The sequence below is a fragment of the Mucilaginibacter sp. genome (assembly GCF_025362475.1).
GTDB lineage: Bacteria > Bacteroidota > Bacteroidia > Sphingobacteriales > Sphingobacteriaceae > Mucilaginibacter.
Map to the genome: position 1 here is coordinate 164,444 of NZ_JANYGH010000065.1, position 15,183 is coordinate 179,626.

Annotated in this window: 11 protein-coding genes; 3 read left to right on the forward strand and 8 right to left on the reverse strand. The window is 43.3% G+C overall.

The features are described 5' to 3' along the window. Nucleotides 1-6 precede the first annotated feature (6 nt). The 7 genes from Q0R88_RS22665 to Q0R88_RS22695 all read right to left on the reverse strand — a co-directional run bounded on the left by Q0R88_RS22665 (nucleotide 7) and on the right by Q0R88_RS22695 (nucleotide 10,570). Nucleotides 7-2,343: a glycoside hydrolase family 3 N-terminal domain-containing protein gene (locus Q0R88_RS22665; RefSeq protein WP_295720700.1), complete on the reverse strand. Its 2,337-nt coding sequence runs from the start codon at nucleotides 2,341-2,343 to the stop codon at nucleotides 7-9. A 318-nt stretch (nucleotides 2,344-2,661) separates the two neighbouring features. Beyond that, nucleotides 2,662-5,046 carry a glycoside hydrolase family 3 C-terminal domain-containing protein gene (locus tag Q0R88_RS22670; RefSeq protein ID WP_295720701.1) on the reverse strand — a complete coding sequence of 795 codons (2,385 nt, stop codon included), beginning with the start codon at nucleotides 5,044-5,046 and terminating at the stop codon, nucleotides 2,662-2,664. Nucleotides 5,047-5,393: 347 nt separating this feature from the next. After that, nucleotides 5,394-6,134, reverse strand: coding sequence for a CpsB/CapC family capsule biosynthesis tyrosine phosphatase (locus Q0R88_RS22675; protein ID WP_295720702.1), 741 nt, complete (start codon nucleotides 6,132-6,134; stop codon nucleotides 5,394-5,396). A gap of 2 nt (nucleotides 6,135-6,136) precedes the next feature. Beyond that, a complete protein-coding gene (gene rfbB / locus Q0R88_RS22680) occupies nucleotides 6,137-7,189 on the reverse strand; it encodes a dTDP-glucose 4,6-dehydratase (RefSeq protein WP_295720703.1) in 1,053 nt (350 codons plus the stop codon). A 15-nt stretch (nucleotides 7,190-7,204) separates the two neighbouring features. Continuing rightward, a complete protein-coding gene (galE, locus tag Q0R88_RS22685; RefSeq protein WP_295720704.1) occupies nucleotides 7,205-8,227 on the reverse strand; it encodes a UDP-glucose 4-epimerase GalE in 1,023 nt (340 codons plus the stop codon). 46 nt (nucleotides 8,228-8,273) lie between these two features. Then, the gene (locus Q0R88_RS22690) at nucleotides 8,274-9,257 is read right to left on the reverse strand and encodes a UDP-glucuronic acid decarboxylase family protein (protein WP_295720705.1); all 984 of its coding nucleotides are present in this window, start codon (nucleotides 9,255-9,257) and stop codon (nucleotides 8,274-8,276) included. Next, entirely contained in the window at nucleotides 9,257-10,570 is a 1,314-nt protein-coding gene (locus Q0R88_RS22695) for a UDP-glucose/GDP-mannose dehydrogenase family protein (protein ID WP_295720706.1), read from the reverse strand. The genes Q0R88_RS22690 and Q0R88_RS22695 overlap by 1 nt, the downstream gene beginning before the upstream one ends. A gap of 139 nt (nucleotides 10,571-10,709) precedes the next feature. Here Q0R88_RS22695 and Q0R88_RS22700 point away from each other — a divergent pair, with 139 nt between their 5' ends. Next, nucleotides 10,710-11,933, forward strand: a complete 1,224-nt coding sequence (locus Q0R88_RS22700; protein ID WP_295720707.1) for a glycosyltransferase N-terminal domain-containing protein — start codon at nucleotides 10,710-10,712, stop codon at nucleotides 11,931-11,933. An 18-nt stretch (nucleotides 11,934-11,951) separates the two neighbouring features. On the opposite strand, the gene ruvX is transcribed toward Q0R88_RS22700, so the two are convergent. Next, complete coding sequence (ruvX, locus tag Q0R88_RS22705; protein ID WP_295720708.1) at nucleotides 11,952-12,362, reverse strand: Holliday junction resolvase RuvX; 411 nt, start codon at nucleotides 12,360-12,362, stop codon at nucleotides 11,952-11,954. A gap of 181 nt (nucleotides 12,363-12,543) precedes the next feature. Between ruvX and Q0R88_RS22710 the strand changes: the two genes are divergently transcribed. Further along, on the forward strand, nucleotides 12,544-13,689 hold the full coding sequence (locus Q0R88_RS22710; protein ID WP_295720709.1) for a hypothetical protein: 1,146 nt from the start codon (nucleotides 12,544-12,546) through the stop codon (nucleotides 13,687-13,689). A 2-nt stretch (nucleotides 13,690-13,691) separates the two neighbouring features. Continuing rightward, on the forward strand, nucleotides 13,692-15,182 hold the full coding sequence (gene ricT, locus Q0R88_RS22715) for a regulatory iron-sulfur-containing complex subunit RicT (RefSeq protein WP_295720710.1): 1,491 nt from the start codon (nucleotides 13,692-13,694) through the stop codon (nucleotides 15,180-15,182). Nucleotide 15,183 lies beyond the last annotated feature (1 nt).

The following is a 15,183-nucleotide window of genomic DNA, read 5'->3' on the forward strand; positions in this document are numbered from 1 at the left end:
TTAAAATTACGGCTTTATATTTGTTTTATACTTAACAGTGCGGGCATCATTTATGATACCTTTCCAGTTTAATCCATAGCCAAAATCATAAACATGGCCCTGGTCATCGCTATAACATTTCATATCATGTGGCACATCTTCAAATTGTTGCTCTACAGTTTTCATATCGGCAGGCATTTGCATTGGTAATAATGCCGATGGCTCATTTTTACCGGTAAGGATATCTAAAGTTGCCTGCCCCTGTACACCAAAATCAACTACAATAGCATTCGCGTTTTTCTCAAATTCCGAAAACACCATCGGGTTGGCCATGTTTACCGAAACAATAACCGGCTTGCCTTTCATTTTTGAATAGGTGTCATTAACCATTCCAAGATCGGTAATATTTATGGCTGTAGATGATTTGCCTTTATAAGTACGGTTGGTAAATTTCTCCAACGGATCGCCCCCGGCAATGCTTGTGGCACGCGCGTCATTAGCAGTATACTCACCATATTGCAAACTAATAGGCACATAACCCGTTCCGCCACTTTTGGCATCCTGGCTATTGTAGCCGCCGCCGCTGTTAGGGCTGTTGATGAATACTAACGCATAATCGGCCTCATCTGGGTTTTCGGTAACGGTAAAGTATTTTTTTACGGTTTCCATGTTCACGGGGTATTCCAGTTTTTCTGGTGTTTCCATTCCTAAAAAATTACGTCCGGCTGGTGTGAATTTTTTAGGTACATAAACCGTTTTTCCCTTTTGTAAGGGTAATATATTGCCCTTGTTCTTCAGCATTACGATTGATTTAAGCTGAGCCTCGTATCCCGCATTCATAAATTCCGGATTACCTACAACGTTTTTAGAAGCTTCGGTATCCAGGTAGGGGTTTTCAAACAAGCCGGTCCTCAATATATTACGCAGCAAACGCACGGCCGATAGCTCAAACCTGGCGCGCATAAAAGCCTCACCATGTTCTTTTACGCCCATCTGGTAAGCCGCTATAACCGGCGCTACCACGTTATTTCCACCGAACTGATCAACACCTGCCATCAAAATTTTATAGTGCCGTTGTGCCACAGAAAGCCCCTCAACACCCCATGACTTTCCGGATAGGAAAACATCAACAGCGGTTTCATCTCCGGTAACCAGCCAGTCGGTACAAACTACACCATCAAACTTGTATTTTTTGCGCAGCAGATCATTGATGATATAGGAGTTGTAATTGTTGGCAACATTCTCCTTGTTTTTGGTATCCTGGTTAAATGATATGGTATAATAAGGCATAACCGAAGCAGCCATTCCCGTTTTTCCATTCAACTTAAAAGCACCTTCGGTAAAAGGGATTAAATGTTGCTTAAAGTTATTACCTGGATATACTGCATACTTGCCATAACCATAATGGGCATCCCTGCCGCCTTCGCCTGCGCCACCGCCAGGCCAGTGTTTCACCATGGCATTTACACTGCCATAACCCCAGCCGCCATTAATTTCTTTGTCGCCCGTGGAGGTCTGGAAACCGTCAATATAGCCGCGTGCCATATCTGCAGACAATTGCGGGTCTTCGCCAAAAGTACCGCTTACCCGCGCCCAGCGTGGCTCGGTGGCTATATCAACCTGTGGTGATAGGGCCGTTGCAATACCAAGGGCCCGGTATTCCAATGCGGCTACATGGCCAAAGTTCTCTACAATTTTGGGGTCAAATGTTGCCGCGAAACCTAATGAACCAGGCCACATAGAGATAGCGCCGCCAGCGCCAGCATTATACTCCGCAGTAGCAACCGTGCCATGACGAGGGTCGGAGCTGTTATTGTTTGGGATACCCAAACCCAGGCCTTCTACAAAAGCCTGCGCTTTATTATTCCATTGCGCGGCAATCTCCGGGCTTTGTACCGAAGTGATCAAAACATGCCTTACATTATCTTTTGCCAAAAACTCTTTCTGCTGATCGGAAAGATCATATGGATTAGCACCACTTTCGGCAAATTTCTTTCCACCATAGGTCCCTGCAAACGGCCCAGCCGGAGCGGCCGGAATAGGCTGATGTTTGCTATACAGCATTAAACCCGCTATTTGATCAACACTCATTTTTGATGCCAGATCTTTTGCCCTTACATCAACCGGTAAACGCCAGTCTTCATATTTATCCAGCTTACCATTCTTGTTCAGATCCTTAAAAGCCAGGCCATCAACAGTTAATATTTTAACACCAGATGTGGTTGCATAACCCAATTGCTGCCCCCCTGAATTGGTCACAAAAACAACATCTCCCGATTTTTTTTCGGTCCATTTGGTTTGAGCCATAGCAGCAGTTGCGGGCAGCAGCGATAGCAGCGCAATAAATTTTAGTTGATTAGCCATGAAAATTATATTAGTTGGTTAGTATTTATAATTGCCTTGTACCTATAAAAGCCATTGCAACGCTTCGTTGCAATGGCATAGTTTAGATAGTTATTGTGTGTTAAAAATATTGTGTTTGCAAGGCACGAAGCAATCCCGAATATGCAAAATTTCTTTTTGTCATCCTGAACGCAGTGAAGGATCTATTATTCGCTATGCTTCTTCGCCCTGTAAAGTCTGCAAATAGATCCTTCACTGCGTTCAGGATGACAAACCTTTCAAAACCTCATTTGCAGAATCCCAGACTTACGAAGTTTATCATTTCGCAATAACACTGTGTTATTTCATCTTCAATTCTTTAATAGCAACCTGCGGCGTCAACGCCTTGTTAACCTTTTCAACGGTGATATCCTTAGCCAGTTTAAAAGATTCTTTTTCTTCAATCTCTCTTGATGATGAACCAAGTTTTACCTCATATTTACCCTTGTCTGCAATCCAGGCCTCCCTGTCGGTATAAAAAGAAGCAAGATCAGCAGCCTTGATAATAAAGGTCATGGTTTGCGATTCGCCGGCAGCCAGTAAACGGGTTTTGGCAAATGCCTTTAACTCCTGCTCTGGTTTATCCAGATCCTTTTTAGGTGCGCCGATGTAAAGCTGTACCACTTCTTTACCTGCAATATCACCTGTGTTTTTAACGGTGATGGTAGCGGTAACGCTCGTCACAAAATCGGTTGAACTTAATTTCAGGTCGCTGAATTTAAATTTAGTGTATGATAAGCCATATCCAAATTCATAAGCCGGTTTAATTTTAGCAGCATCGTAATAACGATAACCTACATAAATTCCTTCCTCATAAGTAACAGACTCCGGCTTAGGCATAGGCGTTCCTGGGAAATTATTGGCCGATGGAACATCCTTGTACTCCATTGGGAAAGTTGTAGCCAATTTACCAGATGGATTAACCGTACCGCTCAAAACATCAGCGATAGCATTACCAGCTTCAAGCCCGGGTTGCCATGCCAGCAATATGCCATCTACCTCATCGCGCCAGCTGGCAACTTCAATAACACCACCAATATTTAATACTACAACTACTTTTTTACCCTTTGCATGAAATGCTGCTGCAACTTCTTTAATTAATCCCTTTTCAGCATCATTTAAATAGTAATCGCCTTCCAGTTTTCTGTCGGCACCTTCACCGGCATTCCGGCCAAGGGTTATCAAAGCTATATCAGCACCATTTGCTTCATCTCCTACTATTCCTTTCACATCCATTTCGGGGATAGGAGCGGGGTGATCAAAGAAGTTTTTAGGCTTAGGCTGTTTTAATTTCATATCAGCCAGGTAAGTGCCGTAGTTTTTTGACAAGGTTTCCTGTAGTTTAAAACCGGCATTGCTTAAACCCTGCATTAAAGAAATAGTATACGCCTTGTTTACATCGCCGCTACCTGTACCGCCGGCAATAATATCATAGGAGGTATTACCAAATACCGCTACCCTTTTTGCGGAAAGGATAGGTAAAGCATGGTCGTCATTTTTCAATAATACCATACCCTGGGCAGCAGCCTCGCGGGCTACCTTGGCATGTCCGGCCAAATCCGGCGCGTCAGAGTATTTATATTTTGTAAACGACGGCGATTTAACAATCACATTCAGCATCCGCTCCACGTTGGCATTCAGTTGCGCGATATTTAAAGTACCTTTCTTAACCGCGGCCACAATGTCGTCAGATTGGCTGGGACTTCCCGGCATAATCAGGTCATTTCCCGCCTTCATTTGTGCTACGGCATCAACGCCACCAAACCAATCCGTCATTACAAAACCTTTAAAGCCCCATTCCTTTTTTAACACGGTTGTAAGCAGATCATGCCTTTGTGAAGTAAAAGTGCCGTTAAGTTTATTGTATGACGACATTACCGTCCACGGTTGTGATTTTTTTACAGCGATCTCGAAGCCTTTCAAATACAACTCGCGCATGGCTCTTTCACTTACAATAGTGTTGATGGAGTTGCGATTAGTTTCCTGGTTATTGGCGGCATAGTGTTTTATAGATGTACCTACGCCGTTTGATTGTATTCCGCGCACAATGGCCGCGGTCATGTTACCGGCAACCAGTGGATCTTCTGAATAATATTCAAAATTACGGCCACCCAATGGGTTACGGTGAATGTTTAAACCCGGAGCCAATAAAATATCCACTCCGTATTCGCGCACCTCGTTACCGAAAGCTACACCCACTTTATTTACCAGTTCGGTGTCCCAGCTGCTGGCTAGCAGAGTTGCAACAGGAAAGGCGGTTGCATAGTATGTTTTTGATTTGTCGCCATCGCGGATGGGCTCTATACGTAAGCCTGCAGGGCCATCAGATACCGTCATTGATGGGATGCCCAAACGAGGGATGGCATGGGTACGACCGGCAGCACCCGGAACTTTTTCAGGAATATTATAGGCATCAGGATCAGATGGAGGCAATTTGAAGCCTCCAATATCTATGGCTTCCGGCTTTTTCCCTTTAACCGGCGGTGGCATACCCGGCATTTTAAAGCCCATGCCTACAACAAGTTTTGATTTTTCTTCCAATGTCATCGCAGCCACTATCTGCTTAACATTATTTGCGCGCAATTGCAGCGGCTGTTTTTCACTTTGAGCCTGCACCGTGGAGATTAAACTTCCGGTAGCCCACATAATTACAATAGCAACATTAAATCTGTAGCTTATCTTCATGATTAAAGGTTAAAAAATTGGTGTGTAATAATTGGCTATAACTTGTTTATTAACAGCAAATAACAACATTGTGTCAATATAACACAATAGTATATATTATCTTTTGCAATTGCAAGTGTTTGGAAGATTTTTGGATGAAGGACATTTGGAGCAAGGAACAAGGATTTTTGGACGTTCAGACAAAAGACTATCGGACTTTGGAATAAAGGAACAAGGAGTAAGGATCTTTTGGATGAAGCATTAAAAATAAAAAAGGCACCTCAGTTGGGTGCCTTTTCATTTAAATCGTTTGTCCGAACATCCTGTCTTTCAAAAATCCTTGTTCCTTACTCCAAAAGTCCTTGCTCCTAAAAAAGAAGTTTATTCTTCAACGGAGTATCAAACAGAAGCTTTTCTGCGTATGAGCAGCGCAGGGCATCTTTTAATGCGGAGGCGTGTTTTTCATGGTGCATATCACTTGATATGAAATCGATCATATTATTATCGATAAGCATTTCGGCCAGTTTTTTTACCTCTTTTCCATAGTAGCCTGTTAATGATATGGTATTCAATTGCATGCTGCATCCCCAGCCCTGTATGTTTTTGTATTGCTCAAGATCCATATATGGATACCTTTCCGGATGGGCTAAGATGGGTTTATAACCCATATCATTCATTTTTTGCAGAACAGGTATAACATTAGGTGGCTGGTTGATAAAAGAAAACTCAAACAGCACATAATTATCGCCCATGGTCATTAATTTACCATCAGCGACACGCTGTTCAAATGTTTCATCAAAATAATGCTCTGCAGCTGTTTCAATAGGTATATCTATGTTTTCCTTTTTCAACTCCGCTTTCAAGCTTTCAAGGGAACTTGCAATTGTTTCCGGCGTGTTCCTGTAAAAATCGATCATCACGTGGGGGGTGGCAATAATCTTTTTTATACCCAGATCCATCATCTTACGGATAAGTATAACGGAATCCTGTGGTGTTTTTGCGCCATCGTCTATTCCGGGCAAAACATGTGAATGCATATCAACCATGATAGAATCATAATTGAAATCTACTTCTTTTCTCTCTTTTTTCTTTTTAAATAACCCAAACATAGTTACCGGTTAGTATACTGCCCTTTATAATATTGCTGGTAGTTACCTGATGTAACATTTTGCAGCCACTCCTCATTGGCGAGGTACCAATCTACGGTTTTTTCCAATCCCTCTTCAAAAGTTATTGTTGGAACCCAGCCCAGGTCATTCTTCAATTTTGATGAATCAATGGCATAACGCATATCATGTCCGGCCCTGTCTGTTACATAGGTAATTAGTTTTGCAGAATCACCCGCTTCCCTGCCCAGTTTATTATCCAGGATAGTACACAGTAAGTTGATCAGGTCGATATTTTTCCATTCATTGTGGCCGCCTATGTTATATGTTTCTCCGGCTTTTGCCTGATGAAAAATTACATCTATCGCCCTTGCATGGTCCTCTACCCAAAGCCAATCGCGAATGTTCTCGCCCTTTCCATAAACAGGAACTGGCTTGCTTTGTTTGATATTGTTGATGGCCAGCGGAATCAGCTTCTCCGGAAAATGAAAAGACCCGTAGTTATTTGAGCAATTTGATATCACCGTATTGAGCCCGTAAGTATCCTGGTAAGCCCTCACAAAATGATCAGAACTGGCCTTTGATGCTGAGTATGGCGAATGCGGATCATATGCTGTTTCCTCTGTAAACATTCCATCTTCGCCCAATGTGCCATAAACCTCATCTGTTGATACATGGTAAAAACGGGTTTGATCGTAGCGTCCTTTCCAGCTTTCGCGGGCAACATTCAGCAGGTTAACGGTTCCTACTACATTGGTCATCACAAACTCCAGCGGATTGGTAATCGATCTATCCACATGCGATTCTGCCGCAAGGTGAATCACGGCATCTGGCTTTTCTGTTTCGAAAAGATTATTTATAAATTCAAGATCAACAATATCCCCCTTTACAAATCTGTAGTTAGGTTCATTCTCAATATCTCTTAAGTTTTCGAGGTTACCCGCGTATGTTAATTTATCTAAATTAATAATGGTATAGTTTGGGTAGGTTTTAACAAACCGGCGCACCACATGCGAGCCTATAAAACCGGCTCCACCCGTAATAATGATCTTTTGCATTAGTTGAATTTTAATTTATAACGGATTTTGAGATATGTATTTTTCCCATTCCCAGGCAGATGACATCATGGTTTCAATCCCCAACTCTGTCTTCCAGCCTAATTTATTGGCAGATTTGGTTACATCACCCCAAACCTTCTCCACATCGCCGGCACGGCGGGGGCCAACTTCGTAATTTACTTTTACACCGGTAGCGCGCTCAAAAGCCTTTATAACACCCAACACGGTATTGCCCTGGCCTGTACCTATATTAAATACATCGTAGCTTTGATCTTCTTTTTTCTCCAACAACCTTAGCGCCGCCACGTGAGCTTTAGCTAAGTCAACCACGTGGATATAGTCGCGTACACAGCTGCCATCGGGGGTATCGTAATCATTACCAAAAACAGTTAGTTTTTGGCGTTTGCCAATGGCCGTTTGCGTGATAAATGGTACCAGGTTTTGAGGTACGCCAATTGGCAACTCGCCTATAAGCGCAGTTTCATGAGCGCCCACGGGGTTAAAATACCTTAGTGATACAACTTTATAGCTGCTTGTACCAGACGCAATCATGTCTTTCAGTATTTCCTCGGCAATTTGCTTTGTGTTGCCATAAGGCGATTGGGCCGGTTGCACAGGGGCTTCTTCATTTACCGGCAAATGCTCTGGCTGCCCGTAAACGGTACAGCTTGATGAAAACACAAAATTTAATGGCTTGCCATAATATGCTTCCAATAAATTGATGAGTGAATAAAAATTATTACGATAGTATTTGAGCGGTTTTTGCACCGATTCGCCTACCGCTTTAAAAGCAGCGAAATGAATGATACCTGCAACATCAGGCTCGGCAATAGTCAAAGCCTTTACACTGGCCTCATCACAAAGATCGAGTTTGTGAAAAACCGGTTTGTAGCCAATGATTTTGGCCAGCTGATCTAAAATCTTAGGGTCAGAGTTGGAAAGATCGTCAACAATAACAGGTTCATAACCTGCATTTACTAATTCAACAACGGTGTGGGAGCCTATAAAACCCAGGCCGCCTGTTACTAATATCTTCATTTATGGTGCATGTATTAAAGCTATTCCTTTAACAGGAATAAGGTTGCTATTTATTATAGTACGTAAAATCCTTGTGGTTTATTTCTGTTGCAGGTAATGATTTAAAGTAATCCAATGTGATCTTTAAGCCCTCGCTCCTGGAAACCTTTGGTTCCCAGCCCAATATAGCCTTTGCCTTGGTAATATCCGGACGGCGCTGTTTTGGATCATCTGTTGGTAATGGCAGGCTAATAAGTTTTTGATCGGTGCCTGTTAGCTTGATGATTTCCTCACCAAACTGCCTGATGGTTATTTCATCAGGATTACCGATGTTCATCGGCTGGGCATAATCACTATGTAAAAGCCTGTAAATACCTTCTACAAGGTCATCAACATAACAAAATGAACGGGTTTGTGAGCCATCGCCAAACATGGTTAATGATTCGCCCCTTAAAGCCTGGCCAATAAAGGCTGGCAATACGCGGCCGTCATTCAATCGCATACGCGGCCCGTAGGTGTTAAATATCCGTATGATACGTGTCTCTAAACCGTGAAAGGTATGATAAGCCATGGTTATTGCTTCCTGGAAACGCTTGGCTTCGTCATATACCCCGCGTGGGCCAACCGGATTTACATTGCCCCAGTATTCCTCTGGTTGTGGGTTAACGTTTGGATCTCCGTATACTTCTGATGTGGAAGCGATAAGCATCCTTGCTCCTTTTGAGCGGGCCAAACCTAGCAAATTATGCGTACCTAATGAGCCTACTTTTAGGGTTTGGATAGGAATCTTTAAATAATCAATCGGGCTTGCCGGCGATGCAAAGTGAAGTATGTAGTGAAGTTCGCCGGGAACAAATACAAAGGTGGAAACATCATGGTTATAAAACTCAAAATTCTCCAGCTTAAAAAGGTGTTGAATGTTGCGCAAATCACCTGTTATCAGGTTATCCATTCCAATTACATGGTAACCTTCTTTAATAAACCTGTCGCAAAGGTGCGAGCCTAAAAATCCGGCGGCTCCGGTAATTAATATTCTTTTACGGTTTGTCATTAACTTATTACTTTACGTCCGATACTATTATAATAAAACCCATGGTCTTTCATCCTGTCAAGATCGTAAAGATTACGACCATCAAATATAACAGGAGCATTTAACTTTTCTTTCATGAAATCAAAATCAGGGGTGCGGAAAACCGGCCACTCTGTTACAATCAGCAAAGCATCCGCACTGTCAAGCGCGCTGTACCTGTCTGCAGCATATTCAATTTTATCGCCAAGTAATTTCTTAACGTTTGGCATTCCTTCCGGGTCGTAAGCAATTACGGATGCGCCGGCAGCCAAAAGTTCATCAATGATGTATAAGGCAGGTGCTTCACGAATATCGTCGGTTTCTGGTTTAAATGCAAGGCCCCAAAGCGCAAATCTCTTGTCTTTTAAGCCGTCCTCTCCATAATAGTCCCGCAGTTTAACTACCAACCGCTTCTTTTGCGTTTCGTTAACTTCCATCACCGAGTTCAGGATCTTAAATTCGTAATTATTTTCCCCGGCCGATTTTGCAAGCGCCTGCACATCTTTAGGGAAACAACTCCCGCCGTAACCAACACCCGGAAACAGGAAACGCTTGCCTATACGGGCATCGGCTCCCACGCCTTTACGCACCATATCCACATCTGCGCCAACCAGCTCGCACATATTGGCAATCTCGTTCATAAAAGTGATTTTGGTGGCAAGAAATGAATTGGCCGCATATTTTGTAAGCTCGGATGAGCGCTCATCCATATAAAGGATTGGGTTACCCTGGCGTACATAAGGCGCATAAAGATCGCCCATAATCACCCGCGCTTTTTCATCCATAGTACCAATAACAACCCTGTCTGGTTTCATAAAATCCTCAACGGCCACACCTTCCCGTAAAAATTCGGGGTTTGATACTACCGCAAAGGGAATATCGGTATTGGCTTTCATTATCGCTGTAACCTTATCCGCGGTACCAACCGGTACGGTTGATTTGGTAACGATAACCTTATACTCGGTAATTAACTTTGCTATATCTTTCGCGGCGCCAAGCACGTAACTCAGGTCGGCAGAGCCATCGGCACCCGGAGGCGTTGGCAATGCCAAAAATATAACCTTTGCAGGACCTATCGCTTCGGCAAGGTTGGTGGTAAATGTTAATCTCTCCTGTTTTATATTGCGATGAAATAACAGGTCAAGGCCCGGTTCATAAATAGGCATTTGACCAGCACGCATCTTATTAACTTTTTCTTCAACTATATCTACGCAGGCTACCTCGTTCCCGGTTTCAGCTAAGCACGTTCCGGTTACCAAACCAACATAGCCGGTACCAATTACAGCTATTTTCATTGTTTATATTGTTTTAAGTGTTTAAGTTCTAAATCCCGCATTAATTTAAAGCGGGATTTAAGCCCCACGTTTTTACTACTACAGTAATTAATAATTGTTACTACTTTTAACCCCGGCTAAGATAACGAACATAATTAAAATGGTGTTATTATATAATATTGGGTTAAGGTTATATTTTGTTGCCATATATATAGTGGCGTTTTTTAATAAAAAAGCCAGCCAGTGGATAAATGGGAGAAAAGACCAAAATCTTTTACGTATAAATAGTTGTATTTGGTTTCATTTTGCGTCACTCGGCGAATTTGAACAGGGGAGGCCCATTTTAGAAGCGTTGAGAACCCTCCATCCCGATAAAAAAATCGTGGTCAGTTTTTTTTCACCGTCGGGATATGAGATCAGGAAAAATACCCCCCTTGCCGATTTTGTGTATTATCTGCCTTTAGATACGGCTGCAAATGCCGCTCAATTTATCGATACCATACAGCCCGAAATGGCTGTTTTTACCAAATATGAATATTGGTACCACTACTTTAACGAGCTGCACAAACACCAGGTGCCATTGTATATCATATCGGGAATTTTTAGGCCAAAGCAAATATTTTTTAAGTGGTTCGGTAGCTTTTCCCGTAAAACATTGAGCTTTGTAACTCACTTTTTTTTACAGGATGAAGCATCAAAGCTGCTGTTACAAAACATTGGCTTTACCAATGTAACCGTAAGCGGCGATACCCGTTTTGATAGGGTTTGGGCTAACGCGCAGCAGCAAAAAGAGATAGCAGGCATTGCTCAATTTGTCAATGGTAAAAAAGTTTTTGTTGCCGGCAGTACCTGGCCACAGGATGAAGAATTACTGGCCGCGCTACCCGCATTATACCCGGATTGGAAATTCATTTTTGCTCCACATGAAATTGGGGAAGAACGAATAAATAACCTTATCTGTTTATTACCCAAAGGCTCGGCAATAAAATACTCCGGGTTAATTCAAAAAGAGGAACACTCCGCTCAGCACTCATCATATACCACTCTGGTCATTGATAATATTGGTATGCTGTCTTCTTTATATGCGTACGGTGATCTTGCCTATATTGGCGGTGGTTTTGGTGCCGGCATTCATAACACCTTAGAGGCGGCTGCATTTGGCCTGCCGGTAATATTTGGCCCTAATTACCAAAAATTTAACGAGGCAAGGGAATTAATAGCCTTAAAGGCCGGGTTTAGCGTCAACGATGCCGCACAGCTGAAAGGTATTGTTGATACCCTTGCTACCGATGAAGCTTTTTATAGTATTACCAGTAAAAAGGCCGCGACGTATGTAAAAGAACATACCGGGGCTACAGATAGCATCATGACTCAGATTGGTTAATACCAGGAAGATGGCCTGTTAGTACGATTTGCCCATATATGATTGCAGTAATATCACCGCCGATATGGTATCAACCAGCTCCTTATTCTGCCGGCCCTTTTTATTCATCCCGCTTTGCGCAATAACCGCCGAAGCCATTTTTGAAGTAAAACGCTCATCCAGCATTTCGACAGGAATCTCCGGAAAAGTTTTTTTTAGCAGTCCCACAAAGCCTTTTACATGAATAGCCGATTGTGACGGCGTGTTATCCATCTGTTTTGGTTCGCCTACAATGAAACGCTCAACCTGCTCTGTTTTAAAATACGTTTTCAGGTAATCAACTATATACATTGGATGTACCGTATCCAACCCGGTGGCGATGATCTGCAAAGGATCGGTAACCGCAATGCCAATACGCTTAGTGCCGTAATCAAAAGCCATTATTCTCATTTGGCAAAGATAGGAGATGTGAAAGGTGGTGAGAAAGGCCTGGGAAATTATTTCTCATATTATTAATCCTTAATACTTATTAAATCAGCATATACACTCATCTGCCTATATATCTGCTTCCTATATAAAATCTATCCCCGTCATATCTCACATCCCAAATCTTCTTCTTATTTTGCACCAAATGCAGTTTAAGCAAATAGTAGGACAAGCGGCAACAAAACAACGGTTGCTTAACTCGGTGACAGAGAACCGGGTAAGCCATGCGCAGTTGTTTTTGGGCCCCGAGGGATCGGGAAGCCTTGCACTTGCTGTTGCCTATGCCCAATACCTATCCTGCGAAGATAAGCAACCGGATGACTCCTGTGGCGTATGTTCATCATGCCGCAAGTACAATAAATTAATGCATCCCGATCTGCATTTTTCATACCCTTTCTTCGCCAAACATAAGGATGATACCGCGCTTACTTTTATTGAGCAATGGCGCGAGGCTTTTACTGCAAACCCTTACATGAACCTGGATACCTGGCGCGGATACCTGGATGCAGAAAATAAGCAAGCCAATATCAACATAGCCGAGTGCCACCAGATTATCAAGAAACTCAGCTTCAAACCATTTGAATCTGCCTATAAAATATTGATCCTTTGGCTGCCCGAATATTTGGAAAAAGAGGGGAACGCATTACTAAAGATCATTGAGGAGCCTCAGCCAAATACCCTTTTTATATTGGTGGCCCAAAACCAGGATCAGATCCTGAACACCATCCTTTCGCGCACACAGCTGATAAAAATTCCTTGCCTGCTTTCGTCCGAAGTGAAGGAATACTTAATTGCAGAGCACAACCAAACCGAGGATGCCGCGGCCGAAATTGCTTACCTCACCAATGGCAATTTAACCGAGGCTTTAACCATGCTGCAGCAGGATACGAAGAGCTACCATACCTTATTTGTACAATGGCTGCGCTTGTGTTTCAGTAACAAAGGGCTGGAGGTTTTAACTTTTGTTGACCAGTTTGCCAAGATGGGAAGGGAGAACCAAAAAAACTTTTTACGATATGGCATCAGCTTTATCCGCGAATGCTGCCTGCTGATTGCGGGCGCCGGCAACCTGGTACATCTGCCGGCAAAAGAGCTGGAAACAGCCCAGAAAATGACCAACGTGCTGAGTATAGAAAAAGCACAAACCATAAGCACCGAGCTTGAAAAGGCACATTACCACGTAGAGAGAAACGCAAACCCTAAAATTTTATTTTTAGATGTATCTTTACAGATTATAAAAATACTAAATTTAAAAACCATCCCTACGGGGAGTCAATATATACCAAATTAATTATGGGATGTGGAAGTTGCTCAACAGGGGGCGGATGCTCACCTGCGGGCTGTAAAAGTAATGGCTCATGCCTTACTAATGGTTGCAGCAAATTAGATGTTTACGATTGGCTATCCCATATGGATATGCCAACTAATTATAAACCGTATCCGGTTATCGAAGTAAAATTTAAAGGTTCGCGCAAGGAGTTTTTCCTGAATAACGATAATATTTACCTCGAAGCCGGCGAACTGGTAGCTGTTGAAGCAACTACAGGCGGCTATGATATTGGTCACGTTTCTATCACCGGCGAACTGGTGCGCATGCAAATGACCAAGCGCCATGTAAAAGAAGCCGACGTGGTTAAAAAGATCTACCGGAAAGCTACAGTAGCCGATGTAGAAAAGTGGAAAGCCGCCAAGGATATGGAGTGGGAAACCATGCACAAATCGCGTAAGCTGGCGTTGGATCTTAACCTGAGCATGAAGCTTAGTGATGTGGATTACCAGGGCGATAAAACCAAGGCTACCTTTTATTATACAGCCGAAGGCCGTGTCGATTTCAGGGAGCTGATTAAAAAAATGGCCGAAACTTTCCGTATCCGGATCGAGATGCGCCAGATAGGGATGAGGCAGGAAGCAAGCCGTTTAGGCGGCATTGGCTCATGCGGACGTGAGCTTTGCTGTTCAACCTGGTTAACCGATTTTAAAACGGTTTCTACCTCTGCAGCCCGCTACCAAAACCTTTCTTTAAACACCTTAAAACTGGCCGGCCAATGCGGTAAGTTAAAATGCTGCTTAAATTACGAGCTGGATACTTACATGGATGCCCTTAAGCATATCCCTGATAATGTGAATGTGCTTAAAACCGAAAAGGGTGACGCGCGCCTGCAAAAAACAGACATCTTTAAAAAGATCATGTGGTTTAGCTATCCCCGCGAGGAATCATGGGTGCCTATGCCAATTGCCAAGGTTAAAGAAATTCAACAACTGAATCGTGAAGGTATTATCCCTGCCGATTTGGGCGAAATGGAGGAAGACGAAACACTAACCGTTAAAGCGCTTGACTATGAAAACGTAGTTGGCCAGGATAGCCTTACCCGCCTTGATGACCGTGCGCGCAGCAAAAATCAAAAGAAAAACAACAACAATAATCGCAATAAAACTCAAAAACCGGCTACTCCCGGCGGCGATGTAAAACCGAACAACCAGCAACGCCCGCAAGGAGCAGCGCCTGCAACCGAAAAAACAGCCGGCGCCCCGGACGCTAATCGCCCGCCACAAGGTAGCCGCCCGCCAAAGCAACAAGGCAACCGTCCGCCGCAAAACCAGGGTAATAAGCCACAACAACAGGGGCCTAAACCACCGCAGGCGGGCAACAAACCTCCACAGGAAGGTGACAGACCGCCACGTGAAGGGGGCAATAATAACAGGCGTAACAGGCCAAACCGCCCAAACCCCAACAGCCAAAACCGTAACAATAATAATCCACCACAGCAGGATACACCACAATAAA